The organism is Microcoleus sp. A6-C6 (genome assembly GCF_036705955.1).
Taxonomy (GTDB): domain Bacteria; phylum Cyanobacteriota; class Cyanobacteriia; order Cyanobacteriales; family Microcoleaceae; genus Microcoleus.
In genome coordinates this window covers 55,813-80,218 of the sequence record NZ_JAUBVR010000021.1, presented here as the reverse complement: position 1 = coordinate 80,218, position 24,406 = coordinate 55,813, and the positions used below count along the sequence as shown (strand labels likewise).

The 24,406-nt window shown below is 46.4% G+C and carries 18 protein-coding genes and 1 pseudogene; 9 read left to right on the top strand and 10 right to left on the bottom strand.

The window, feature by feature from the left end; translation table 11 throughout:
- Window positions 1-73: 73 nt before the first annotated feature.
- A pseudogene (locus QUB52_RS11450) lies at window positions 74-772 on the top strand (AI-2E family transporter); the annotation flags it as partial.
- A gap of 293 nt (window positions 773-1,065) precedes the next feature.
- Here the strand turns inward: QUB52_RS11450 and QUB52_RS11445 are convergent.
- Window positions 1,066-1,980 carry an OmpA family protein gene (locus tag QUB52_RS11445; RefSeq protein ID WP_332973215.1) on the bottom strand — a complete coding sequence of 305 codons (915 nt, stop codon included), beginning with the start codon at window positions 1,978-1,980 and terminating at the stop codon, window positions 1,066-1,068.
- A gap of 356 nt (window positions 1,981-2,336) precedes the next feature.
- Here QUB52_RS11445 and QUB52_RS11440 point away from each other — a divergent pair, with 356 nt between their 5' ends.
- Window positions 2,337-3,008 carry a hypothetical protein gene (locus QUB52_RS11440; RefSeq protein WP_332966618.1) on the top strand — a complete coding sequence of 224 codons (672 nt, stop codon included), beginning with the start codon at window positions 2,337-2,339 and terminating at the stop codon, window positions 3,006-3,008.
- Window positions 3,009-3,013: 5 nt separating this feature from the next.
- Window positions 3,014-5,092 (top strand): abortive infection protein, encoded by a 2,079-nt coding sequence (locus tag QUB52_RS11435; protein ID WP_332973216.1) that lies wholly within the window; start codon window positions 3,014-3,016, stop codon window positions 5,090-5,092.
- 182 nt (window positions 5,093-5,274) lie between these two features.
- Here QUB52_RS11435 and QUB52_RS11430 read toward each other — a convergent pair whose 3' ends face one another.
- From QUB52_RS11430 to QUB52_RS11410, 5 genes are all read right to left on the bottom strand, one after another.
- Entirely contained in the window at window positions 5,275-6,480 is a 1,206-nt protein-coding gene (locus tag QUB52_RS11430) for a DUF4335 domain-containing protein (protein ID WP_265233335.1), read from the bottom strand.
- Window positions 6,481-6,482: 2 nt separating this feature from the next.
- The gene (locus tag QUB52_RS11425) at window positions 6,483-7,109 is read right to left on the bottom strand and encodes a DUF3038 domain-containing protein (protein ID WP_265233336.1); all 627 of its coding nucleotides are present in this window, start codon (window positions 7,107-7,109) and stop codon (window positions 6,483-6,485) included.
- A gap of 105 nt (window positions 7,110-7,214) precedes the next feature.
- Complete coding sequence (locus QUB52_RS11420) at window positions 7,215-7,370, bottom strand: hypothetical protein (RefSeq protein ID WP_265233337.1); 156 nt, start codon at window positions 7,368-7,370, stop codon at window positions 7,215-7,217.
- Window positions 7,371-7,400: 30 nt separating this feature from the next.
- Window positions 7,401-7,961 carry a hypothetical protein gene (locus tag QUB52_RS11415; RefSeq protein ID WP_332973217.1) on the bottom strand — a complete coding sequence of 187 codons (561 nt, stop codon included), beginning with the start codon at window positions 7,959-7,961 and terminating at the stop codon, window positions 7,401-7,403.
- 89 nt (window positions 7,962-8,050) lie between these two features.
- On the bottom strand, window positions 8,051-10,255 hold the full coding sequence (locus QUB52_RS11410; protein WP_265233339.1) for a cation:proton antiporter: 2,205 nt from the start codon (window positions 10,253-10,255) through the stop codon (window positions 8,051-8,053).
- A 600-nt stretch (window positions 10,256-10,855) separates the two neighbouring features.
- Here QUB52_RS11410 and rpsB point away from each other — a divergent pair.
- From rpsB to fusA, 5 genes are all read left to right on the top strand, one after another.
- Window positions 10,856-11,686 carry a 30S ribosomal protein S2 gene (gene rpsB / locus QUB52_RS11405; RefSeq protein ID WP_265233340.1) on the top strand — a complete coding sequence of 277 codons (831 nt, stop codon included), beginning with the start codon at window positions 10,856-10,858 and terminating at the stop codon, window positions 11,684-11,686.
- Between the two features lie 325 nt (window positions 11,687-12,011).
- The gene (tsf, locus tag QUB52_RS11400; RefSeq protein WP_265233341.1) at window positions 12,012-12,674 is read left to right on the top strand and encodes a translation elongation factor Ts; all 663 of its coding nucleotides are present in this window, start codon (window positions 12,012-12,014) and stop codon (window positions 12,672-12,674) included.
- 220 nt (window positions 12,675-12,894) lie between these two features.
- Window positions 12,895-13,878 (top strand): hypothetical protein, encoded by a 984-nt coding sequence (locus QUB52_RS11395; protein ID WP_332973218.1) that lies wholly within the window; start codon window positions 12,895-12,897, stop codon window positions 13,876-13,878.
- Between the two features lie 365 nt (window positions 13,879-14,243).
- On the top strand, window positions 14,244-16,730 hold the full coding sequence (gene recG / locus QUB52_RS11390; RefSeq protein WP_332973219.1) for an ATP-dependent DNA helicase RecG: 2,487 nt from the start codon (window positions 14,244-14,246) through the stop codon (window positions 16,728-16,730).
- Between the two features lie 412 nt (window positions 16,731-17,142).
- The gene (gene fusA, locus QUB52_RS11385) at window positions 17,143-19,227 is read left to right on the top strand and encodes an elongation factor G (protein WP_265233344.1); all 2,085 of its coding nucleotides are present in this window, start codon (window positions 17,143-17,145) and stop codon (window positions 19,225-19,227) included.
- 121 nt (window positions 19,228-19,348) lie between these two features.
- Here the strand turns inward: fusA and QUB52_RS11380 are convergent, their stop codons facing one another.
- Window positions 19,349-20,470 carry an HNH endonuclease gene (locus QUB52_RS11380; protein WP_332973221.1) on the bottom strand — a complete coding sequence of 374 codons (1,122 nt, stop codon included), beginning with the start codon at window positions 20,468-20,470 and terminating at the stop codon, window positions 19,349-19,351.
- A 216-nt stretch (window positions 20,471-20,686) separates the two neighbouring features.
- On the opposite strand from QUB52_RS11380, the gene QUB52_RS11375 reads away from it, so the two are divergent.
- The gene (locus tag QUB52_RS11375; RefSeq protein ID WP_332973223.1) at window positions 20,687-21,109 is read left to right on the top strand and encodes a hypothetical protein; all 423 of its coding nucleotides are present in this window, start codon (window positions 20,687-20,689) and stop codon (window positions 21,107-21,109) included.
- 45 nt (window positions 21,110-21,154) lie between these two features.
- Here QUB52_RS11375 and QUB52_RS11370 read toward each other — a convergent pair whose 3' ends face one another.
- The 3 genes from QUB52_RS11370 to QUB52_RS11360 all read right to left on the bottom strand — a co-directional run bounded on the left by QUB52_RS11370 (window position 21,155) and on the right by QUB52_RS11360 (window position 23,974).
- Window positions 21,155-21,784, bottom strand: coding sequence for a Uma2 family endonuclease (locus QUB52_RS11370; RefSeq protein ID WP_265233347.1), 630 nt, complete (start codon window positions 21,782-21,784; stop codon window positions 21,155-21,157).
- 91 nt (window positions 21,785-21,875) lie between these two features.
- Window positions 21,876-22,235 (bottom strand): hypothetical protein, encoded by a 360-nt coding sequence (locus QUB52_RS11365; protein ID WP_332973224.1) that lies wholly within the window; start codon window positions 22,233-22,235, stop codon window positions 21,876-21,878.
- Between the two features lie 356 nt (window positions 22,236-22,591).
- A complete protein-coding gene (locus QUB52_RS11360; RefSeq protein ID WP_332973225.1) occupies window positions 22,592-23,974 on the bottom strand; it encodes a UDP-N-acetylmuramoyl-tripeptide--D-alanyl-D-alanine ligase in 1,383 nt (460 codons plus the stop codon).
- Window positions 23,975-24,406 lie beyond the last annotated feature (432 nt).

The window sequence follows — 24,406 nt, the reverse complement described above, 5'->3', positions numbered from 1 at the left end:
CTATTTGGTATTTTATCCATCATTACAACTATGTTTTGAGCCAATGAATATCTAATCACTACATATTTATCACTACCGATCTAGCCAACAACTGGTTTTGCGATCGTACAGTTTAACAAGAGGCATTCTCGGCGGCTTCTTCAGTTTAGTTTTAGCATTATTTATTTCCGGTTACATGGTAGCCGACAGCGACACATTAATTAAAAGTTTGGTGCAGTTTTTCCCGAAACCTTGGGATGAAAAATTAGCCGCCCAAGCAACTCCCATCGGTCAAAGGATGGGGAGTTACATTCGCGGGCGGGTGTTGGTTTCCGGCATTTTAGGGATATTTATTACCACAGGTTTGAGCGTTTTGGGAATGCCGGAGTTTGCTTTAGGCTTAGGTGCGATCGCAGGTGTGACAAATCTGATTCCCTTCATCGGCCCAGTTTTGGGCGCAGTACCAGCATTAATCGTAGCGTTAGCTAAAGGCGGCTGGATACTTTTGTGGGTATTGCTCTTATTTGTATTTATCCAAAACTTAGAAACTTACGTACTAGATCCGTTGCTGGTTGGTTCCTCGGTTGGCGTGCATCCTTTATATCAATTGCTGTCTGTTTTGGGAGGCGTGCAAGTATTGGGAATTATCGGCGCAATAATTGTGCCGCCTTGGTTTGCGGGAGTGGCGGCTTTAGTTGAGAACTTGTATTTAAAACCGAAGCTGAGGAGTGAACATCGAGAGACAATAAATCAAGCTAAAAATAATTCTGACTTACCGTCTATAACACCTTGAACATTCAACACAGTAGACTTGAATTGTCAGAATTCACAAACTATATTGAAATCATCTGCGTTGATCTGTGTTTATCCGCTCATATCTGCGGTCGATCTATCAATCAAAGACTTAGGAAATAAGTCTAGTATCTAGAAGCCCGCTAACTAATGACCAATGACTAATGACTAATGACTAATGACTAATGACTAATGACTAATGACTAATGCCCAATACCCAATGCCCAATGCCCAATTCCCAATGCCCAATGCCCAATGACTAATGACTAATGACTAATGACTAATGACTAATGACTAATGACTAATTGCCACTTCAATGCGGCGGTTGCGCTGCCGATTGATATCAGAACTATTATCCACCGAAGGGCGACTTTCCCCGTAGCCGATCGCCACCCAATGATAACTCTGACCGAGGACACCAGACAAATACTGCACCACAGCCTGAGCCCGCGCCAACGAGACATTGCGATTTTCCGCCTCTTCCCCCACGTCGTCAGTGTGGCCCGCAACCCGCACCGTCGCCCCCTCAGAACTGCGCAACTCCGCCACCAAATTGTCCAAAATCGCACTGGTTCCAGCCCGCAGAGAAATGCTGCCCGTATCAAACAAAACATCGCTGGGGAGAGTTACCATCAGCCCATCCCCTCCAAACGGATTTTTCGCATTCTGCGGCTGCGCGTTGGCATTTCCAGGGCTTAATGTGGGTAAAGCCAGAGGAGAAGCGGTTGCAGTTGCGGTTGCAGCCAATTCCCGCGACATCAACTGCAACCGCTTTTCCAAAGTTTCCGTCGGGCGACTGCTACCCAACTGACTCTCTAAAGCCGCTGTGCGCCCAATTAGCGCGTTGAGCTCGCCCTGCAACTGTCTCAAATCTCCTTGCAATTTCTCTCTCAAGGCCGGATTGACTTTTGACTGGGGACTCGGTGTAACGGTTGGTGCGGGAAGCGCCGGAATTTGCTTTGCTGGGGCGCGTTTCGGGCTGGGGGTCAAATTTTGAGTTAGGCGCAGCAATCTCTCGGCGATCGGCATTTCCGTGGCGCGTGAGGGGTAAATTTGGGCGATCGTCATCCCCAAAACCCACGCAAAACCGCTGCCTACTCCCAGCAGCAGCAATCGAAATATCAGCGACAGTACAAGCAAGCCTTTTCCCCGCGACTTGGAGGCGCGAGTCGGGGGGATTGAAGGTATTTGTTTAGAAGTTCGCGTCATGTTACCTCCCTCTCGGTGCACATACCAGATTAATTTCGATACTATCCTATCTGATTTGAGATTTGAGATTTGAGATTTTTTCTCCAATCTCAAATAGACAAGATTGCAAAAGTAGCTGGGACGGGATCTCCGGCCCATCCCACAAAAATCTTTCTTTCTTGTGGGATGGGCTTCTAGCCCGTCCTAAAATTTAATTAAAAGGACTTTTGCAAGATGTCTAATCTAAAAAAGAAATCCGGTTTCTAGAAATCTGGGGTTTAGCCGCGCAGCATCTGCTGAGAAACCGGATTTCTAGTCCCCCGCGTGTAAGCCTAAATCTGTTAGATAATACTGTAGACCTTCTGGACAAAAAACCGATGACCGACCCTTTAAATAGCGCCTATCCCGTTCCTTGGGAATGGATTAGTGACACTCACGCTAAGGTGAGTTCAACTAGCGGCACGGGCCTCCGTTACTATCGCAGTCCTTCCTTAGTTTCAACTAACGGCCAATACGCGGCTTACAGTCGAATTGAGTTGCAAGTACAGCCGGAATTAGCCGAGTGTCGGGTTAGTAGCGTCATGTTTGTGGAAAATCTCAAAACCGGGGAACTGCAAACGGTGGCGGCTGCTTCGCCGCTGGCGGAAAGCGGAATGTATGCTAGCGATGACACAGATATGTCCGGGACGATCGCCATTTTAGTGCCTGTTTCTTGGAATCAAGACGGTTCCCGCGTTCTCGCCCGCGAATTTGAAGCGCTGTTCAACTCTTCCGATATGTCCGACTACGCGGTCATTTGGGATAAAAATGATAATTACACTTATACCGTTGCTCCGGCTCGCAGTCTTTACACTCATGCTGTATTGTTGGGTTGGAGTCAAGTTTGTCCCGGACAAGTTCTGTTCCGTGCCGGCAATTTGGGCGATCGATCTTGGCCTCTTTGCGCCGTCGATACGACCGGCCAAACAGTATCTGTCAGCGAAGACAAACCCCTAGTTTTCGGCACTCAAGCCAGCACAGACTGGATCGAACCTAAAACTCGTTTTTAGATATTATGGCGGCATCTTCTTCGATCAGACCCACAATTCTTTTACTTGCAGGTCAATTTTTCGAGCAATTTATTTTGACTCTGCTGCTGACTGTTTTGGCTGTTGTTTTCGGTCTAACAGTTTTTATTTGTATTCGGATTTTTATCAATTGGTTGCAGGATAATTTGGAGGAAAATCGCCATTCTTTTAGAGCAAAATTAGCCAAAAGATCGCGATACTCAACTGCCAATTTTGCCGCAGCTAAAAACGTTTTTTTAGAGCCGCAGTTTGTTGAAAATGATGCAAGTTATACAGCGGCTTTTTGGGGAGGAGAAAGCGAGATTTCAGAACCGCTTGAGCCAGAGATCGTCTGCGAAGATTCAGCAGCAGTTGCCTATCTATACAACCCGATCGCACTTTGGCATGGGCGCTTAATTTTACCATTAAGCGAACAGCGCGAGACCTATGGATCAGTATTTTTTGAAGTAATAAATGCACCAAAAAAATATCAAAGTTTTATTGGAAAAATAGCATTGTTGAAGTGGAGTACAAATCGTCAAGTACAGTTTTTTGTCCACGCCGTCAGTCAAGATATCAGTTTCACTAAGCAAACTCAAAAAAGTCAAAAATCAGGCAATATTCATCCAGATAGATTGAACGGTTGGCGAAATGTCGGCCCTCTAGAAACTCTAGCAGGTAGCAGACGCGAAGACAGCGTGACTGTGATGCTACGCAGGCCAGTGATTGTCATCAACGACAGCAGCAGCGATCGGCAAGAACTAATTATCGATCGCGAACCAGTACAAATTATCGGACGTTTGTGTGCATTGGTCTCAATTTTACAGCGCCAAAAACCCGACAGCGACAAATTTATTGTCCGGCATTTCAGCAAAACATCCCAACAATTTGACGGCGCGGCCGAAATCATTCGGATTCCGCAAGTACAGCCAGATAAAAATGGCATAGCGAGGTCTACCAATCACCTGATCGAACAATCGCCATTAAATCCAGACGGCTGGTACATTTACGGCGAAAAAGACGAAGACAGTATTTTTGTAGTGCAGGCAATCGAACCCCGCAAAATTGCCCAATTAACACCGGATGAAACACATTTCGGACTGAAAAAATCTCTGGCTTATTTAAGCAGCGAAAACTGGCAAAATACCACCGCTGAAAAAGGACAAGCAAAAAGAGTATTGTTATCGCCAAATGACGCTACAGAAAACACTGCAATCTCCCCTTGGCAAGAAGGAGACATCGGCATTGTGATTCACTGTTTCGGCGGTATCGGTGGCAAAAAAGGCGAATCGGCACCGCTGGGAATTGTCACCGGACATTTTGCTTTTGGAGTAGCAAAAGTTGTGCGCGATCGCTTTACCAGCGAACTACGTTTTGACATAGAATACAAACAAGTTTATGCCCACAACCCCGATGGAATTGTGGCAGGTTCGAGCAAATGGCAAAGTTACATGGGAGACTTGCAGCGCGGCTGGTTGGGCGATCGCCCGATGTGCGATATTATTTGTAAATTAGACTGCGTGTGTTACGACTACGATTTTGACGGCATCATTTTGTCGCCTTTAACCGAATTAAACCAGCAACTAGATATTATGATGGCGCGCTACCGCAGCGGAGACGGCACCGGTGCAACTTTAGTCACGCCAGCAACTTCTTGCGTCCAAGATTCCAGTCAGGCAATTTACGCTACGATTAAAAAAATCACTGCCGAAATCGAGTCAAATCCTCAAATTCAGGACTGGCTAAAAACAAATCCTACCCACGCACAAACCAAAAGATTTCATCAGTTAGTAGCTTTGGGAGAGAGTTTAGAAAAAGTATTAATTCCCCTTGGTATTGTCCGTCCAGATTGGCGCAAAAATACGAGATTGGCGGGGATTGATTCGGAACTGAAAAAAACTTTTTTTGCTGGTATCGTGAACTTGATCAAAGCTGCGATTAGTTACCGAACAATGCTACCCAAGCGAACTCAAGATGAAATTGCCAAAATTCTCTTAAAACAGGGAGCATTTTTGTGGATAATTCGCACAAATCAAGTCGGAGGATTTGACCCAGACATTGAGCCGATCGCACCGACAGGAATTTGAATCAGCAATCGGTTTGTAGATGATTCGGCGATTGAAATCGCTACTAGAAAAACCAAGTCTGCCTCCGCAGACTAAGAGATTGAGGGAGCATTTAAGCGGGATTTGGTATCAGTCAACAGTCAACCGTTAACAGTCAACCGTTAACAGTCAACAGTCAACAATCAACAGTCAACAATCAACCATTACCAAGGAGTGACTGCCACAGTGCCACCCGGTGCAAAAACTACTCGGAAATCAGCCAGCGGTTCCGCAGGTGGCCTGGTGCCAACCGGTTTGTAAAGCAACTCCGACAACGGCGCATCCGCGGATCTCGCGACTGCTGCGGAATTCTCCGACTTATAACCGACAATCGCGCCGTCTTTACCCACACTCACCCGATAAACCAACTCCGCATCAACAGCACGCTGATTCTTCAAAACTCCGTCAATTTGTTGGGAAAGTTTACCCTTCAACACCTCAATTTCTGCCGCATCTGTAATCGGCACGGCTGCTGCCCCAGGGCTGGGCGAACCTTCGGAAACAGGACTGGGCGTGCTTTCCGGTGAAATGCTCGACTGCGGTGTGGACAAGGGTGAAATGCTCGACTGCGGTGTGGCCAAGGGTGAAGTGTCCGACTGCGGCGAAGTGCTCGGAGTTGGTGAACTCGATTCAGCTTTCGGAGTTTTATCCCCAGGTAGCAAACCGTCAGCCGCAGGTGTGGGATTGGGATTCGGCGAACCTGAACCACCCGGATTGGGCGTTCCCAGATTCTGGCCGGCAGCATTGGGCTGTGGTACCGGATCTCTGGGGCGCTGGACTTCGGGGACTGGTACCAAGAAAAACGCCATTGCCGCTAAAGCCAAACTCGACACCCCCACCACCGCGGGCAAACTCCGCTGCGCCAAAGGTTCGGCAGACTTGATATAACGCTTGGAAATGGGGGTTAATTGCAGCGACAATTCCGGTAGCGTCTGAGTGTCGGCAAAAAATTGGTCGATCGCCTCTACCAAGTCAAATAGCTGTACCGTCGTCAAATCTACGACCGCCGACAGTTCTGTTTTTTGATCTATTTGGGTGGTGCTGCCTGTGGAGGCGGGTAGAACGGTCAAACGGTGCGAATTCCCATCAATTCTGTGGAACTGTACCATGCTCAAATTCGGGCCGTAGCGATCGGGATAATGGACTCCGCTCATAAATTCTTGAGCGTAGCTACTGACGGCCCTCACTAAGCTTTCAAAAAATTCTCGTCCCCCCGTCAGGGGCTCTCCGATCCCTGTCACATAGCATTCAGCACTCATTAGTATGGAAAGCACTGGCCGTGTCTCTAACTGGCTGGCTGCCGATCCATCGCTCAACCCTTCTAGAACTAGGGTGCAATTTGGCAGACTGTACTGACGCCTAATAGTCATTTTTACTCCACTTCTCCATCAAACAGGCTAACCCAGAAGCGCTGCATTCCGGCTGTTCCTGTACAAAATAGCAGTTTGCTCAACAAGTTTAAAGCTAGTTCGTCCAGCTTTTCGTCGGAATCATAAGCTACAACTACTGATCGCTTGGGGTTCATGCGCGATCGAAAGTGAGCTCGAAAACGTTCTAAATACTCGAAAAGCACCAAGTTCTGATTTAGGGGTATATTTCTCGATCGCAACTGCTGCGAATCTAGCAGCAACTGCCGAATTGTCGCAGTTAACTTGCGCGCCATATTACAGGCGATCGCCACCAGCGCCTTTGCCTCCACAACAGTCAGGGAGCGGCGCTGGGTATAGCGTCTCAGCGGGTTAGTATTGCGCATCAGCCAAAAGGCAACCCGATTTTTGATAATTGACTCCAATTCCAACTCCTTCGACACTGCCAGCATTTCTTCAGCACCTCCGAGATACAAGGCCTCGATCGCCAGCAACATCAAATCAATTTGCAATCTAGCCCGGCGGGGACACCCGCCATCGTTCGGCGACAAGTCTGGCAAACTGTCTAAAATCAACGGGTTTGACTCGGTAAGCGAAGTTTCTGACGGCATTAAGATCACGGCAACATCCATTCCAAACAAACTATACGGTTATGCGGGGTCTTTGGCATGACAAATTCTGAACCAAGGACTTCTCAGAGATACTTTATTTTTATCATTCACTTTTAAGTATATTTATCAATCTACCAGCAACCGACCGTCGCAGGCGAGTTCCGGTGGCGGGAGTTCGATCGTCCACTCCCCCGCCCCCGCCGCCGGAGCTTTTTGATTCCTTGCTTCGCCACGCCAGAAGCGGAGAGTCGGAGAGAGACAAAGAATTTGACAATTACCCATTCCCGATTCTCGATTCCCGATGGCGATCGATCAATGTTCCTGCTTCTGGGGTTTCGCCGCCACTTCTCTTTGAGCCGTAAAATCACTAGCCGCCGCCCGATCCGTCAGACTAATTTTTCCCTTGAGGCTTTCTCCGTCCACAATCCCTCGCAGTTTAACAGAACTGTTTTGACCGATCGCTGTGGAGTCGCTGCAACCCGCTAAATTAGGAACCGCACCCGACAAGCTCAACCCTTGATTTTCCCACTTCCCAACTAGAGAAGGTTTCTCCTCGGCTATTTTTTCCCGATCGGCCTCGCTGTTACCCGATCGCAAATTACCGCTCAAATAAACACCCGATTGCTCAATTGTCAATACCAAAGCATCAGATTTCAGGCAATCGGGCAAATTTTTAGCATCAAAGCGATAACTTCCAGCAATTGCCGGAGGAGCCTTTAAATTTGTTTCTCCGTAAGCAGTTACTACCTTAAACAGCACGGCAACCAAGGCGATCGAAATACCATAAAATGATAACAACTTGAAATTTAAATTAATCATAATTTGGGGAATTGGGAATTGGGAATTGGGGATTGGGGATTGGGCATTGGGCATTGGGCATTGCTTCCAATGACAACAGTTAACAGTCAACAGTCAACAGTCAACAGTCAACAGTCAACAGTCAACAGTCAACAGTCAACAAACTACCCTTGAGTGAGTACCGACGCTAAGTGCGATCGCACTTTAACGTAACACCGTGCAATCAGCAGCGAAGAATGACACTGCACCGCCAACTCATCAGTATACTGTCCCAAAGTTTGGCGTTCAATTCCCCACTCCCGACTCGTACCCGCAATCGTCAAATCAGCATTAGCAGAAGCAGCAATCACCGCTTGAATTGGCTCAGCAGCCTCCACAATCGGAGTTTCAATGCGCGATCGCACCTCAGCCGGCAACTGCTCCATCACTCGCTGAAACTCGTAACTCAGCTCATTTCCCTCTTCCCCCTCAACCGCCACCCGCAGCACCGTCAAACGGCGTTCCTCGCTATTAACTAACAGTCTCAGCGCCAATTCCAACCCCAAATCATCATGAATATTTGCCGCATAAGGCACTAACAAATTATTCAACTGTTCCCGGCCTCTGTCCACAAAAATTGCTACATCCACCTTAGCGCTGCTGAGAATTTGGCCGACACGTCCTCCCAAACGGTTGCTGCTAAAAGTAGGCCTGTGCCATCCTACCAAAATCAAATCCGCGCGATCGATTTCCGCGATTTGCGCCGTTTCCCGCGCCACATCCTTAGTAACCCGAATAATGGGATGCACGAATTTTCTCGCATCCGGCAATTCCAAACTCTCAATCAATTCTGATAATTTCGATCGCCGTTCCTGGATAATGCGATCGGCTTCTGCGGGCGTACTTTGAAAGGCATAATCCTCATTTAATTCAATCAAACTCAGAGGATGAACCGCCGCCGACTGCAAATCACTACCACCCGTACCTGCCGCAGGCTGCGCCAGGGCGATCGCCAGTTGCAGCAAACCTTTCTGCGTACTAGGATTAGCAACAGGCACTAAAATTCGATAAGTTGGCAGCAATTTATTGTTGATTTCTGCGCTTTCTCCAGCCATTGGCGAATCTTTTAATTCTGAATCCTCTGAACTCACTTCTGAGATGTCTAACCGAATTAATCGTTTTGGATAAGTCCACTCCAACAGTGGCGAAGTCATGAAAGTTGTGACTAAAGCCATAATCACCAACATCGTAAACAATAGCGGCGAAATTACACCCAGAGACAGACCGATATTCAGCACAATTAGTTCAGTCAAACCGCGAGTATTCATCATCCAACCAAGCGCCGAAGCTTCGCGATTGCTAATGCCACAAACTCTAGCAGCAACGTAAGTGCCGACATATTTTCCAATAATTGCTACTCCTAAAACTGCGGCGCACAGCAGCCACAATTCGGGACTGTTGAGCAGCCCGATTTGAGTACGCAAACCGCTGTAAGCAAAAAAGATTGGCAGCAGAAATATCAGGACAAAATCTTCGGTTTTTTCAGCTAATTCTCTGGTGAGTCCGGCATTTTTTGGCATAGCCACACCAAGCAAAAATGCACCGAAGATTAAATGAATGCCGATCAATTCAGTAATTAAGGCAGAAGCTACAACTCCCATGTAAATTCCCGCCAGCACTAACTGCGTTAATCTGCCCGTGCGGTTGTAGTGCTTGGAAAGCCGCTGCAAGAACCAGCGCACTACAGTCAACATAAAACCGATGTAAATTATAGATTCAATAATGGTCGGCAAAGCGCCGATCATCGAGTTAGTGCGCGTAACTGCGATCGCCACCGCTAACAAACACCACGCCGTCACATCGTCTACAGCAGCGCAAGTTAGGGCTAGCGTCCCTAATTTTGTATTTTGCAAGTTGTGTTCTGTAATAATTCTGGCCAGCACTGGAAAGGCAGTAATTGACATCGCAGCGCCTAAAAATAGGGCAAAGGCTGTAAATGAAACGCTATTATTTGAAACGATCGGATACAGCAGCAGTGCTAGGATGCTGCCCAGGGAAAACGGCACTAAAATGCTGACGTGGGAAGTTAATATCGCTATATCTAAATTGTTTTTGAGATACTTGGGATTCAGTTCTAAACCAATCAAGAACATGAAAAATATCAGCCCCACCTCAGACAGCACGTTGAGGAAGGGAACGGCTTCGGCTGGAAAAAGTGCTGTTGCTAAATCTGGTGCGACCAAACCGAAAAGAGAAGGCCCTAGCATAATTCCTGCTACAATTTCTCCAATGACTTGAGGTTGTTTGATCGCTCGAAATCCTAAGCCGACAAGTCGGGAAAGTGCGATCACAATTAGAACTTCCAGCAGGACGAGAATGGGGATGGGCATGGCGTTTTTAGCTTTGGGGTTTTTGCGGATCGAGAAGGGACGGCATTCAGTTGACAGTTGACAGTTGACAGTTGACAGCTTGCCCGCTCGCAAGGGATAAGGGTTGACAGCACTTGACAAAATAAGGAAGAGGATTGGGGTAATAAATAGTCTGCTTTTAATTTCTCCTTAGAAGGGTTCCGGCTTTAAACCAATTCTTTCTGGTAAAGCTGGCAGAATTACCGATCGAACAAAATGAATACAAGCTCGATCGAACTATAAGGCACAAGACACGCACCAACGCCATTGTCTCACAGGCTAACAAAGGCTTTGACAACCTCAAACCTGAATTTTGGGTTTATTAAGATGCGCTTGCTAGTCACTCTAACCGTAGCGTGCGCCCCCGCACCCAATCTACGCACCCGCATCTCACTCAAGCGGGCGCGCACCGGCAGCCCAACCCTACGGATCTAAGATAGTCAGAAAAAGTGGTAAGCCCTGTGATAGACTAGAAAAGTTGTTTAAATTCGCACATCCGGGTTTTCGGGTGTTTCAAGGGCGCAAACCCTCAGAAATACTACCGGGTGGAGGATTAACCCGAATACAGGAGTTAAAAATACAATGCCAGTAGTTAGTTTGGCTCAAATGTTAGAGTCAGGGGTTCACTTCGGACACCAAACCCGTCGGTGGAATCCGAAAATGGCTCCCTACATTTTTACAGAGCGCAACGGGGTTCACATCATCGACCTCGTGCAAACCGCTCAGCTTATGGAAGAAGCCTACGAGTACATGAGAGTGGCCTCGGAAAAAGGTAAAAAGTTTTTGTTCGTGGGTACAAAGCGCCAAGCTGCGGGGATTGTAGCCCAAGAAGCTCAACGCTGCGGTGCTTACTACGTCAACCAGCGCTGGCTGGGGGGAATGCTCACCAACTGGACGACGATTAAGTCCCGCGTGGAACGCCTCAAGGATTTGGAACGCCGCGAGGAAATCGGCGCTCTAGATTTGCTGCCGAAAAAAGAAGCTTCAGTGTTGCGCCGAGAAATGGCCAAACTCCAGAAGTATCTGGGCGGAATCAAAACTATGCGTAAGATTCCTGACGGAGTGGTGCTGGTAGACCAACGCCGCGAGTATAATGCTGTGTTGGAATGCCAAAAGCTGGGAATTCCGATCGTCTCTCTGTTGGATACCAACTGTGACCCAGATTTGGTTGACATTGCGATTCCAGCAAATGATGATGCTATTCGATCGATCAAACTGATTGTCGGCAAGTTGGCTGATGCCATCTACGAAGGTCGTCACGGTCAACAAGTCGGCGAAGGTGACGAAGACTACGACTATGAAGGTGGTTACGAAGGCGCTGAATACGATGTCGAAATCGAAGAATTGGATGACCCCAATTATGTAGATCCCGACGAAGCAGCCGACGCTGAAGGCGCAGAAACCGAAAGCTAGTATTGCGATCGGCATCTGACACCAGGCAATTAAAAATTAAAGATTGAAAATTAAAAATAATAATTTTTAATTGGACATTTTTAATTTTTAATTGTAAATGGCATTAGTCTCGGTCATTAGTAGATTTCTGACAAAAGCATTCCGCAGTGTTAGCGCCAAAATTAATTCAGGTGCTACAGGTACCAAATCCGCCAGAAGGCTGACTTGCTATTTCTTAACTCTTGTCTAATCATTAACATTAAGACTAATGACTAATGACTAATGACTAACGACTAATGACTAATGACTAATAACTAATTTTGATTTGATTGGGAACTTAAAGAAGATGGCGGACATATCTGCAAAACTTGTTAAAGAACTGCGCGACAAAACTGGCGCGGGCATGATGGACTGCAAAAAAGCCCTCGTTGAAAACGATGGCGATGTCGAAATATCAATTGAGTGGCTTCGCAAAAAAGGTCTGGCTTCGGCAGGCAAGAAAGGTGGAAGAGTTGCCTCTGAAGGTATTGTAGGCAGCTACATTCACACTGGCGGCCGCGTCGGTGTCTTAGTGGAAGTTAACTGCGAAACCGATTTTGTCGCCCGCCGCGAAGATTTCCAAGCTTTGGTGCGGAATATTGCGATGCAAATTGCAGCTTGCCCAAATGTGGAATACGTGAAAGTTGAAGATATCCCCGCCGAAATTGTCGATCGCGAAAAGGCAATTGAAATGGGCAAGGATGACTTGGGCAACAAGCCAGAAAACATCAAAGAAAAGATTGTTCAAGGGCGGATTGATAAGCGTTTGAAAGAGTTATCTTTGATGGATCAGCCTTTTATTAGAGATCAGAATATCTCGGTGGAAGAGTTGGTGAAACAAACGATCGCCCAAATCGGCGAAAAGGTCGAAGTGCGCCGCTTCGTGCGTTTTGTGCTCGGCGAAGGCATTGAGAAAGTAGAAGCTAACTTTGCCGATGAAGTTGCAGCCCAAATCGGTGCTGTTAGCTAATCGGAAATTAAGATTGAGAACTAAAAATTAAAAATGTGAAAAGCTAATTTTTTGCATTTTTAATTTTTAATTTTTGCAGGACTCATACACTGCGTACTAAAAACCCGGTTTCTAAGCAGAATTCACTCTTTGAGTCAGACAATTTGTGGCAGAAACCGGGTTTTTTGCCGATCGTTCTATTTTAATTTTATACGTCCTATTTTAATTTTATACGGGAGATATGGTGGGAGCAAGAGAGCGCATAGAGCAAGATTTGGCAGGACTCGAAGAGGCCTTAGCAGTCTTAAATTTAGAGTTTCGCAGTACCTACGAAGGTTATTTAACTGCGTTGGGACAAGCGGTGCGGCAGCAGTTAATTTTGGCTTGTTATCACCTTTGCACTCAAGCGGTGCCTGAGTCGTTTCTCAAGTTGTCCTTCGACGGGCGGCAGAAAATGCAGCAGTCTGTAAGGCGTTTGGCTGCGGCGTCGGAGGAAAAATTGCGATCGCTGGTGACTGCATCAGAAGCAGAGGAAGAGGAAGAGGACTTAGACAAACACGAAGAGGAAGAAGAGGAAGAAGAGGAAAAAGAGGAAGAAGAAGAGGAAGAAGAGGAAGAAGAGGAAGAAGAGGAAGAAGAGGAAGAAGAGGAAGAAGAGGAAGAAGAAGAAGAAGAGGAAGAAGAGGAAGAAGAGGAAAACAAACAACTTTCCGCCATTAAATATTTATTTTCAGTGGCCAATTACCAGGTGCCAACTGCCAATTCTCCCGAAAGTTTGGCGCGCTGGCAAAATAGTATTGAAAAGTCGATCGCCCAGATGATCAAACTGCTTTCTCGCGATACCAACCGCTTGCTGCAACAGTCGGGAATCTTGCCCAGTCAATTGCCAGAACAGGTTCTAGAAGCTGCTTCTGGTGCTGAATTGTCCGGCGACAGCGTGGCGGGCCCACCTAACTTATTAAACTTAATCATTGAAACAGATAGCTCACCAGCACCGCCAAACTTGAAAAAAAGACCGGGTACTAATGCTTTGCACATTACAGCGATTAAACTGCGGTTGTCGGAAATAGAGTTTGCTGATGCGGGAACCTCGGCTTGGCGCCAGCAAATTCGCAACCTCTCTGTAAAATTGAACTCCCTCGGCCGCGATTACCAGAAAAAGCAGCGGGAAATGGCGGTGGTGGAAGCTGAGTCGGCTTGGCGATCGAGTTGGTTTGAAGATTAGTCAGTTGTCAGTTGACAGTTGACAGTTGACAGTTGACAGTTGTCAGTTGTCAGTTGTCAGTTGACATAAGGAAGAGCTTCGAGGGAAGAAGGAAGTTCGGCAACCAGCAATGTACGGGATTTAACGGATGCAGGTTCGAGGTTTGAGGGGAAAAACCTAAAGCTTTTAGGGTGTTGAGAAACCAGGTTTATTAGATAAACTGGGTTTCTCAGTTCTCGGTGCTATACTTTTTTTGGTAGGAGCTCTTTTAAACAAAAGTTATGACAACCGCCAAGACTGTAACAACCTTGTTAAATTCCTGAAACATAAGCTTTTATTCCTTCTTCCTTCTTTCTTCTTCCTTCTTCCTTCTTTTATAAATTGATATGACTATCGATCGACCAGAATGGCAGCGATTGCAAAAAGCTCTTTCAGTAGAAGCCGATCGCGGATTTAACGACCTTCAGGGCAGTCAATACCGCTTCAGCGAGTTTCTGGGCCTCAGCTTGAGACAGCTTGCAGGCGCTGTGGCGGGTTCTTCGCGCGATCGAGCTAGACAACTAGCTGCTGAATTTGACATCTACCCTCAGAAGGATCTCGAACAGCGCCAGCATTTGCTCTTGATTACGGTCAGTTTTCTCAGACAAATGGAGCAAGTTTGGGAAGAAAAAACCCAGCACCCGATCGAACAAAACGCTCTTCATACAATCATCCCAGCCGTTTCTGCCCCCCGAACCGCACCCCTGAATACAGCACCCCCAGCAGCCAGCCTGACCCTTGACCAACCGTTAACGCGCGTGACCGGCATCGGCCCCGCCAACGGCAACCGCTTGCTAAAACTCGGTTTAGACACCGTATACGACTTGCTTTACTACTATCCCCGCAACCACATCGACTATGCAAAGCAAGTACGAATTCGCGAGTTAGTAGCTGGGGAAACAGTCACTTTAATCGCCGAAGTAAAGCGCTGCAATTGCTTTTCTAGCCCGAAAAATAAGAAGTTAACGATATTAGAAGTAATTTTAAAAGACAGTACCGGAGAAATTAAAATTAGTCGCTTTTTTGCAGGCCCTCGCTACAGTAATCGCGGCTGGCAAGAATTCAAAAAGCGCGAGTATTGTACTGGTGCGGTAGTCGCTGCTTCGGGGTTGGTGAAACAGGGTAAATATGGGATTACTTTAGAAAATCCTGAGTTAGAAGTATTAGACGATTCCGGCGGTGCGATCGAATCTATGAAAGTCGGCCGCCTGATACCAGTTTATCCGCTGACGGAAGGGGTGGATGCGGGTTCCGTGAGACGATCGATCTTAGCTGCAATTCCCGCCGCGAAACTGTTGTCGGAATCACTACCGGAGGATTTGCGCGATCGTTACGGCTTAATGGGTTTAGCCGATGCGGTGGCAAATATTCACTTCCCGCTCGATCGCGATTGTCTATCCGCCGCCCGCCGCCGCTTAGTTTTTGACGAATTTTTCTACCTACAATTAGGACTTTTAAAGCGTCGCCAAACCCAAAGAAAAGCTCAAGCTAGTGCAGTCATCCTTCCTAGTGGTAAATTAATCGCAGATTTTTACCAAATATTGCCTTTTGCGTTGACAAATGCTCAAGAAAGAGTAATTAACGACATCCTCAACGATTTAGCTTCGCCGCAACCGATGAACAGATTAGTACAAGGCGATGTCGGCGCGGGCAAAACCGTAGTCGCCGTAGTCGCAATGCTAGCAGCAATTCAATCCGGTTATCAAGCCGCTTTAATGGCACCAACAGAAGTTTTAGCAGAACAGCATTACCGCAAATTGGTAGGTTGGTTTAATTTGATGCACTTGTCTGTCGAACTGTTAACTGGTTCAACAAAGGTAGCAAAGCGCCGGGAAATTCACAGCCAGTTAGAAACCGGAGAATTACCTGTTTTAGTGGGAACTCACGCGCTGATTCAAGATACGGTAAATTTCCATAAATTGGGTTTGGCAGTAATTGATGAACAGCACAGATTCGGTGTGCAGCAGCGCGCTAAATTGCAGCAAAAAGGTGAATCTCCCCACGTTTTGACGATGACCGCAACTCCCATTCCCCGGACGCTGGCGCTGACGCTCCACGGCGATTTAGACGTGAGTCAAATTGATGAACTTCCCCCCGGCAGGCAGCCGATTCAAACGACTGTTCTATCTGCCAAAGAACGCATCCAAGCTTACGATCTGATTCGCCGGGAAGTGGCGAGCGGCCGTCAGGTTTATGTGGTGCTGCCTCTGGTGGAGGAGTCGGAAAAGTTGGATGTGCGATCGGCAATTGAGGAAAAAGAGAAACTCGAAAAAAGTATATTTCCTGAATTTAAAGTGGGTTTGCTCCACGGTAGGATGAGCAGTGCTGACAAAGATGAGGCAATTACTAAGTTTCGGGACAAAGAAACTGATATTTTAGTATCTACGACTGTGGTTGAAGTGGGAGTGGACGTGCCGAATGCAACGGTAATGATGATTGAAAATTCGGAGCGTTTTGGACTGTCGCAATTGCACCAGTTGCGGGGTCGAGTTGGTCGGGGCAAAAGCCGTTCTTATTGTTTGTTAATGCCCGGTTCCAAGACTGCGGAAGCTATGCAGAGAATGAAGGTTTTAGAACAATCTCAAGATGGCTTTTTCATTGCAGAAATGGATATGAGATTGCGCGGGCCTGGTCAGGTTTTGGGAATGCGGCAGTCGGGTTTACCGGATTTTGCTTTGGCGAGTTTGGTTGAGGATCAGGAGGTTTTGGAGTTGGCGAGGGCGGCGGCTCAAATGGTAATTGAGAGTGATGAAAGTTTGAATCAGTGGCCGGTGGTTCGGGATGAATTGGATCGGAGATATCGCCGGATGATGAGTGGCTCGATTTTGACTTAGACCTATGGTTTCAACCGCCCGGTCTTCTCTTCTATTAGACGGCGGTTGAAACCGCTTCTACAAAAACGAAGTCCGCCTCCGCGGACTGAATAAAATAACGCAATTTTAACTGCCCATTCTTCAACCTGCGGAGGCAGGTTTTGTTTGTGTAGACGCGGTTTCAACCGCCCGGTCTTCAACCTGCGGAGGCAGGTTTTGTTTGTGTAGACGCGGTTTCAACCGCCCGGTCTTCTTATTCACCCAAGAATCCTTCGCAGGAATGACGGAGAAGTGTCAAAATTAAGATAGTCCTGCCAAAAACAGGGAAAAGGAAATCCAGCCCGTACTCGCTGGTAAGGCAGAATTAATTCCTCGCTTGTCAAGCTTGCAGTTGGTCGCCGACGGTTCGTCGCATTTAATCTCAACGCTAATTATGAAAGATCTCACTCGTTATCGAAATATCGGCATCTTCGCCCACGTAGATGCTGGCAAGACCACCACAACTGAAAGAATCCTGAAACTGACAGGCAAAATCCACAAAATCGGTGAAGTTCACGAAGGCGCGGCGACGACTGACTTCATGGAACAGGAGCAAGAGCGCGGGATTACGATTCAATCCGCTGCTACTACCTGCTTCTGGAACGAGCATCAGCTCAACATCATTGATACTCCCGGACACGTCGATTTTACGATCGAGGTTTACCGTTCGCTGAAGGTTCTCGATGGTGGCATCGGTGTATTCTGCGGTTCGGGTGGAGTTGAACCGCAATCTGAAACTAACTGGCGCTACGCTAACGATTCTAAAGTTGCTCGTATTGTCTACATCAATAAGCTCGATCGCACGGGTGCAGATTTTTACCGAGTTGTCAAGCAAGTCGATAAAGTCCTCGCAGCTAAACCAATGGTAATGGTTTTGCCGATCGGCATTGAAGAAAAGTTTTGCGGCGCGGTAGATTTGCTGACCCGCAAAGCCTGGATCTGGGATGATTCTGGCGATCCGCTGAACTACGAAATTACCGATGTTCCAGCCGATATGGTGGATGATGTCGAGAAATACCGCGAACAGTTGATCGAACTTGCCGTCGAGCAGGACGATCACCTGATGGAACAGTACCTCGAAGGAAACGAGCCGAGTATCGAAGACCTCAAGCGGTGCATCCGCAAGGGTACTCGCGACATGGCATTTTTCCCGACTTACTGCGGCTCGTCGTTTAAGAACAAGTGCGTGCAGTTGGTGCTCAATGCAGTCGTTGACTACCTGCCGAATCCGATGGAAGTCTCGCCACAGCCAGAAGTTGATCTCGATGGCGAGGAAACAGGCAATTTCGCGATCGTCGATCCAGAAGGCCCATTGCGCGCCCTGGCATTTAAAATTATGGACGATCGCTTCGGAGCTTTAACCTTTACCCGCTTGTACTCCGGTAAGATATCCAAAGGCGACACCGTACTCAACACCGCCACAGGCAAGACCGAGCGCATCAGCCGTTTGGTAGAAATGCACGCCAACTCTCGCGAAGAAATTGACTCGGCTCAAGCAGGCGACATTATAGCGATTGTGGGCATGAAGAACGTCCGTACCGGACACACCATCTGCGACCCCAAAAATCCCGCAACCCTAGAGCCAATGGTTTTCCCAGAACCAGTCATCTCCATTTCGGTCAAACCGAAACTCAAAGGAGGCGAAGAAAAGATGGGAGCAGCGCTCACGAAAATGGTGCAAGAAGATCCATCCTTCCACATGGTGACAGACGAAGAAAGCGGCGAAACCATTCTCAAGGGCATGGGCGAACTGCACCTCGACATCAAAGTGGACATTCTCAGACGCACCCACGGTGTCGAGGTAGAAGTTGGCGAACCACAAGTAGCCTACCGCGAGTCGATCACCAAACGCCTCGAAGACAACTACGTCCACAAGAAACAATCTGGTGGTTCAGGTCAATTTGCGAAAATCGGCTATATCGTCGAACCCGGTGAAGTCGGTAGCGGCTTCGTGTTCGAGTCAAAAGTAACTGGTGGTAGCGTACCGAGAGAATATTGGCCAGCGGTGCAAAAAGGCTTCCAAAGCTGCATCGATGTGGGCGTCTTGGCTGGTTTCCCCTGCTTAGACTTGAAATTCACCCTAGTTGATGGAGGTTTCCACCCCGTTGACTCTTCAGCAATGGCGTTTGAAATTGCAGCCAAAGCCGCCTACCGCCAATCTGTACCCAAGGCTGGGCCTCAGTTGCTGGAACCGATCATGAATGTCGATGTCTTCACCCCAGACGATCACATGGGCGATGTCATCGGCGACCTCAACCGCCGCCGGGGGATGATGAAATCTCAGGAAACCGGACAAACAGGCGCGCGGATCAAGGCTGATGTGCCGTTGAGCGAAATGTTTGGCTACATTGGCGACTTGCGTACCATGACTTCTGGGCGCGGCCAGTTTTCGATGTCTTTCTCGCACTATTCTCCTTGTCCGAGCAATATCGCTGAGGAAGTGATCAAGGAAGCGAAAGAGCGTCAAGCTGCGAAGTAGTGTATTTGACTCCTGGTAGGTGCTATCTGGAGTCAAACAGAAAAATTAGATCCCCGCTTTTTGAAGAAATCGGGGATCTAATTTTTGTAAACTATCGGTTATAATAAGTCAACAAAACATATTAGATAGTAGAACCACGAGCAGACTTCAACAACATCTTGATTTCTTCAAGACTAAATGGTGGTGAACGACGATGAATCATCGCGTGACAATTTGGACAAACAGGACGCAAATCTTTTATAGGATCAATTTCATACTCTTCTGCAATTTCTGAAAGGGGTTTTAGATGATGAACATGAATGAAACCTTTTCCTGGTTGTCCAAAAGTTTTGCCAAAATCGAAATCACAAATATAGCAACTTGAACCGTAATAATCAATACATTTTTGCCGAGCTTTAGGCTCTCTTTCATAGGCATTGACTGAAACTTGCCGTACTGCCCCCTCACGAAATGTTTGTACTGCATCTACTTCATCAGGAAACAATCTAGTAGTTACAGATTCCTGAACCTGAAGCGGATTTTGCCAATCCAACAAACATTTTAGGTATTCCTCAAAACGGTCTTCCTCACCAAGAAACACATTTGATGCAGCACGAAAGATAGCAAAGAGTTCGACAAAGTTATTAATCACTCGCTGAGCTGCATCTAGGTCTTTAATAGGAAGAATTAGGGATGGACTCCAAATATAGGTACTTTTCCAATCTCGTTCAGAAACCAATTGCAGCTTGTTAATGAATTCATCATACTCTAACCCCTCAGCTTCTTCCTGTGTAATAGTATCAGAGTAAATATAATATTCACCCTGCTTCAAAATTGTAGTAACATCTTCCACATGATTTTTTAGGACTTGGACAATCGGATTGCTTTCTAACCCTCTTAATCCATAAATTTGCACATACAACCTATCATAAGTACACTCGAACCTCAGTTGGAGACACCTATTTTTTATTCCTTTAATAATCAAGCCAGCGGTTGCTATTTTGAATGGCTTGGTTTTCTTGGCTCCAGAGCGATGAGCTGGTGTAGTCGTTATTCGACAATCTGAGAGTACATCTGTGCCATAAACTTGGTGAATTTGGTCACAAGCTTGTTTAATGATTATTTTAAGCTTAGGGATAAGTAATTCTTTTAGCTTATCAGCACGCTCTCGATTGTCTTCGACTGAGAAGAGATATTGTTCAGCAGACCCTATGAGTGGCAAGTCAACGATTTGTGACAATTCGGTTTCCTCAACTGAACTCATATTTGTTCTCCGACATGACAAGTCCAACGAAAACTAATCGATATTTTAGCTTTTTTTCGACATATCCTGAAATAGGTCATGCTTCCCCGGCTCCTAAAACTTGTGCTGTGGTGAGTTTCAGCCTTGTAGGGTGCGTCAGTTAGAATAGTTACGGGACAAGGGAAACGCTTATGGACTGACGCACCCTACTATCGTCTTTTAAATGCCGAACAGCTTATGACTCAAATAAATCCCGATCGCACTGCTGGTACAATTGCGATCGACGTTTGCGCTCAATCAAACGGGCAGTATCTTTGTCAGATTTCGTCATCTCTGAGCGATCGCCCTAATGATACCATGAATTTTTACGGACAAACGAAAGAACACGCGATCGCGATCGCCCTAGAACATTTAGCCACTCGTTACCGCCAGAGGGCCGAAGAGTCTCAAAATCATCTAGATTGGGATGCGGTGGAACTTTCGGATTCTGGAGAGCCAATTGAAAAGCGTTATCACGTTATTTTGCACTACGAACGAATTGCCAAGGAAGAATCTAAGTTTGAGGCGATGCAAAATACACTTCTCGGAAATACAGTAGTTGAAATGGGCAAACTTTCAATAATTGAGATTTCTCCAGATATTCCCATTCAGCGATTATAGCGCTCTGGGGAATAACTTTATTCAAAGTTAAGATTATTTGAGGTTTTAACTAATTTGTCCCTTTACCCAATTCCGAAATGCTTTAACTAATTCCAAATAATCCATTGTTTCCGCTTGTTCCAGAAAACTGACAATCTCTAAAATAGCCACACTCGGAAATGCTAAACTGCGATCGCACTCCACATACCCTTGACTCTCCAATCTGTTAATTCTGAGCCGCGAACCATTGTAAATCCACACTTCCGGCACTCCCAGCTCGGCATAAATTTGCAACGTACTGTCGGATCTGCTGGTAATATCAATTTCCACCACTAAATCCGGCGGCGGATCTTGACTCATATCGAGTCTTTTTTTGCCTTTAATTGCACTAACATTCTGGATGTAAAAACATTTGTCTGGTTCTACACCAAGAAGTTCAGGACGTTTGAATGTAGTAGAACCAAGAGGCTCAATTCTCACATCTAATTCTTCTGCTAAGGTTTCAACAAATCGACCCAATACTTCTTTTAAATGTTCATGTTCAGGAGAAGGTGTCATAATTTCCAAATTTCCACGATTATATATTAGCCGGAGTCGCCTATGACTGAGTTCGGCAAGCAAAGTTTCGTAAGTTTGCCAACTGATATTCGATAGCTCGACTATTTGTTCGGGGGCACTGAGAGTTTTAGCAGTCATGGCACTACTTGGGTGAAGAGAGCGATCGCACTTTTAAAGTATATCATCAATCAAAGTGCGATGGCTACGCCCCAGCTTGCGCCTACGATCTCTAATTGACTTTGAGAGCAATACGTTCGCTACCTGCCCTTTTGATATAGTTATCGAAATCTTCTCCAACCTCGCAAACGTCAGGATCTGCATGATCCAATGCTTGTTTAGCAAGTCTTCCCGCCAGTTCTAAGTCAATTTTAATATATAGCTCTAACAGTCGTCTGTACTCTTCATCCGTTCCATTTTCCATAATTTTAGCGGTACTTGTTTCAATATTTTCTATAAGCCATGATTTAGGTAAAGCAAGAATAACTTGGCGGCAAAGTTCAATATCTGAGTGCGAAACGCTAGCTAAGTCAATTAAATCGTCGAACAAAAGCTGGCGTTCTTCTATTTTGAGATACTCTATAAGTCGCAATGCTGTACCTCTGTCGGCAGGGGTATGGGGTATGTAGAGCTTTATGAAAAATTGCTACCTTATTTGGACAATCTATGATAAAGTTTTGACGGCTTTCGATGTAAACAATCTCGCTCTCAACAAGTCGATGCCAAATTGCTGTATTATTTGCAGTGTTTTCTTGAAGCATTTATTTTACCTATTTTTCTTGTTAAACCTCTTGCACAAGTCACCAATCCTCTTGAAATTCTCTGCGTTTATCTGTGTTTATCTATCTTGAATCTGCGGTTAATTTATCAATCAAACATTTATGCAAGAGGTATATTTTAGATAAAAGGGCGGTTGAATGTGATTTCAAGCGCCGATTTTCCTTAATATTACTCACCGCCAAAATCAGCGCGAAACTTCTCCACAACTCGATTCAATTCCACCGAATGAGAAGCTTTAAATAAAATACGATCGCCCGCAGCGACAAAATCCATCAAATGCCTACCTAAATCTGCGTGAGAATCCTCCCCCGTAATATCTTCCACCTGCACAAAAGGCAAACCCGCCGCACCCGCAGCCATCGCCGCCGCTTCCTCAAAATCCGCAAAAATAAACAAAGCATCAAGGTTTAAATCTCGCGCCGCATTTCCCACTTGTCGATGAAATTCGATCGCCCTTTCGCCCAATTCCTTCATCGTGCCCAACACCGCAATCCGGCGCTTTCCCGGAGTATCCGCTAACAATCTCAGCGCCGCCAACATCGACTCCAAACCAGCATTATAAGTCTCATCCAGAACCACAACATCCTGCGGTAAATCGTAGCGGCGCGCCCGTCCATCCGGTAACTGCACAGACAAACCTTGCTGTAAAACTTCCCAATCAATACCCAAAACTTTAGCTACTGCCAAAGCCGCCAAATAATTTACAGCATTATGTCGTCCAGCCAATGGCAGCGGCAATTCTATACCTTCTACAGACATGGTATCATTATTAATTAATTCTCCGCACAAATCCCCGCCTTCTAATCCGTAACTTAAAGTTTTCCCCTGCCAAACTTTCGCCGCAGTTGTGATTAATCTGTCAGAATCGTGATTGATAATAGCAATGCTATTAGCAGGCATTTCAGATAACAATTCACACTTAGCTTGGGCGATCGCATCTTCCGAACCCAATCGCCCGATATGCGCCGTTCCTACGTTAGTAATTACGGCCACAGTAGGACGCGCAATTTGCGAAAGCAGCGCAATTTCGCCTAGTCCGCGCATTCCCATTTCAATTACAGCATAATTGTGTGTCGGCGAAAGCTCTAACAGAGTTTTGGGGACTCCAATTTCATTGTTGTAGTTAAATTGAGTTTTAAGAACATTTCCCCTCGTTGACAAAACCGCCGCAATTAATTCTTTGGCAGTAGTTTTACCGACGGAACCAGTAACAGCAATTATCGGTATACTGAATTGGTCGCGCCACCAACGGGCAATCGCCTGGTATGCTTTTAAAGTATCGTCAACGCGCAACAGCGGAAAATCGGGTAATTCAAGCGGCCAATCGCGATCGACTACCGCCGCAATCGCCCCCAAATCCCGGGCTTTTGCCACAAATTGATGCCCGTCAAAATTGTCTCCCCGCAGCGCTAAAAATACTTCGCCCCCCTCAATGGTGCGCGTATCTGTGGCAATACCTGTCCCTAAAGCTGTCAGAACGTCCTCAGACAAAGCAGGCAAAAGTACAGTTAAAATTTCAGCAAGTTGAGCGACACTTACGCGACAGACCATATTACCAGCACTCACATTTCAAATCATTATTTTCACAGCTAATCCTACCTCGCCCGACCTCCAATTTAACTGACACCAGTTCCAAAAAGAATGCAACTGCTTTCCCCGCGATCTAAACTCTGGGAGTCATCAGTCATTCCCATCCCCAATGGTATAAGTGCGCGCTACTGACTAGGATTGACCTTGATACTGGTAATAATAAATCCTCTGACCCCCCAGAAATTATTTAGAACACACCCACAATCTTTATCAAGAATTTACAAAGTTTGTGGTGATTTTAGGCCTTGCTAATTGCAAACAATTCATGTCATGCTGGTGTTGACAAATAGTTTAACTAAGTAAAAAAGATCGATCGGCTTAAGATGCTGACCGCTTCCACCCGTAAGCCTGGGGAGGCGAGAAGCTCGGTTGAGTCAATTCAGGCGCTTCATC

Excerpts from the sequence above, each read along its gene's own strand:
- QUB52_RS11380 (WP_332973221.1), bottom strand. The coding sequence starts at position 20,470 with ATGAGTTCAGTTGAGGAAACCGAATTGTCACAAATCGTTGACTTGCCA.
- QUB52_RS11430 (WP_265233335.1), bottom strand. The coding sequence starts at position 6,480 with ATGACTATTAGGCGTCAGTACAGTCTGCCAAATTGCACCCTAGTTCTA.
- tsf (WP_265233341.1), top strand. The coding sequence starts at position 12,012 with ATGGCGGACATATCTGCAAAACTTGTTAAAGAACTGCGCGACAAAACT.
- QUB52_RS11445 (WP_332973215.1), bottom strand. The coding sequence starts at position 1,980 with ATGACGCGAACTTCTAAACAAATACCTTCAATCCCCCCGACTCGCGCC.
- QUB52_RS11370 (WP_265233347.1), bottom strand. The coding sequence starts at position 21,784 with ATGACTGCTAAAACTCTCAGTGCCCCCGAACAAATAGTCGAGCTATCG.
- QUB52_RS11360 (WP_332973225.1), bottom strand. The coding sequence starts at position 23,974 with ATGGTCTGTCGCGTAAGTGTCGCTCAACTTGCTGAAATTTTAACTGTA.
- QUB52_RS11410 (WP_265233339.1), bottom strand. The coding sequence starts at position 10,255 with ATGCCCATCCCCATTCTCGTCCTGCTGGAAGTTCTAATTGTGATCGCA.
- QUB52_RS11395 (WP_332973218.1), top strand. The coding sequence starts at position 12,895 with ATGGTGGGAGCAAGAGAGCGCATAGAGCAAGATTTGGCAGGACTCGAA.
- QUB52_RS11375 (WP_332973223.1), top strand. The coding sequence starts at position 20,687 with ATGACTCAAATAAATCCCGATCGCACTGCTGGTACAATTGCGATCGAC.
- recG (WP_332973219.1), top strand. The coding sequence starts at position 14,244 with ATGACTATCGATCGACCAGAATGGCAGCGATTGCAAAAAGCTCTTTCA.
- QUB52_RS11440 (WP_332966618.1), top strand. The coding sequence starts at position 2,337 with ATGACCGACCCTTTAAATAGCGCCTATCCCGTTCCTTGGGAATGGATT.
- rpsB (WP_265233340.1), top strand. The coding sequence starts at position 10,856 with ATGCCAGTAGTTAGTTTGGCTCAAATGTTAGAGTCAGGGGTTCACTTC.
- fusA (WP_265233344.1), top strand. The coding sequence starts at position 17,143 with ATGAAAGATCTCACTCGTTATCGAAATATCGGCATCTTCGCCCACGTA.
- QUB52_RS11435 (WP_332973216.1), top strand. The coding sequence starts at position 3,014 with ATGGCGGCATCTTCTTCGATCAGACCCACAATTCTTTTACTTGCAGGT.
- QUB52_RS11420 (WP_265233337.1), bottom strand. The coding sequence starts at position 7,370 with ATGGGTAATTGTCAAATTCTTTGTCTCTCTCCGACTCTCCGCTTCTGG.
- QUB52_RS11425 (WP_265233336.1), bottom strand. The coding sequence starts at position 7,109 with ATGGATGTTGCCGTGATCTTAATGCCGTCAGAAACTTCGCTTACCGAG.
- QUB52_RS11415 (WP_332973217.1), bottom strand. The coding sequence starts at position 7,961 with ATGCCCAATGCCCAATCCCCAATCCCCAATTCCCAATTCCCAATTCCC.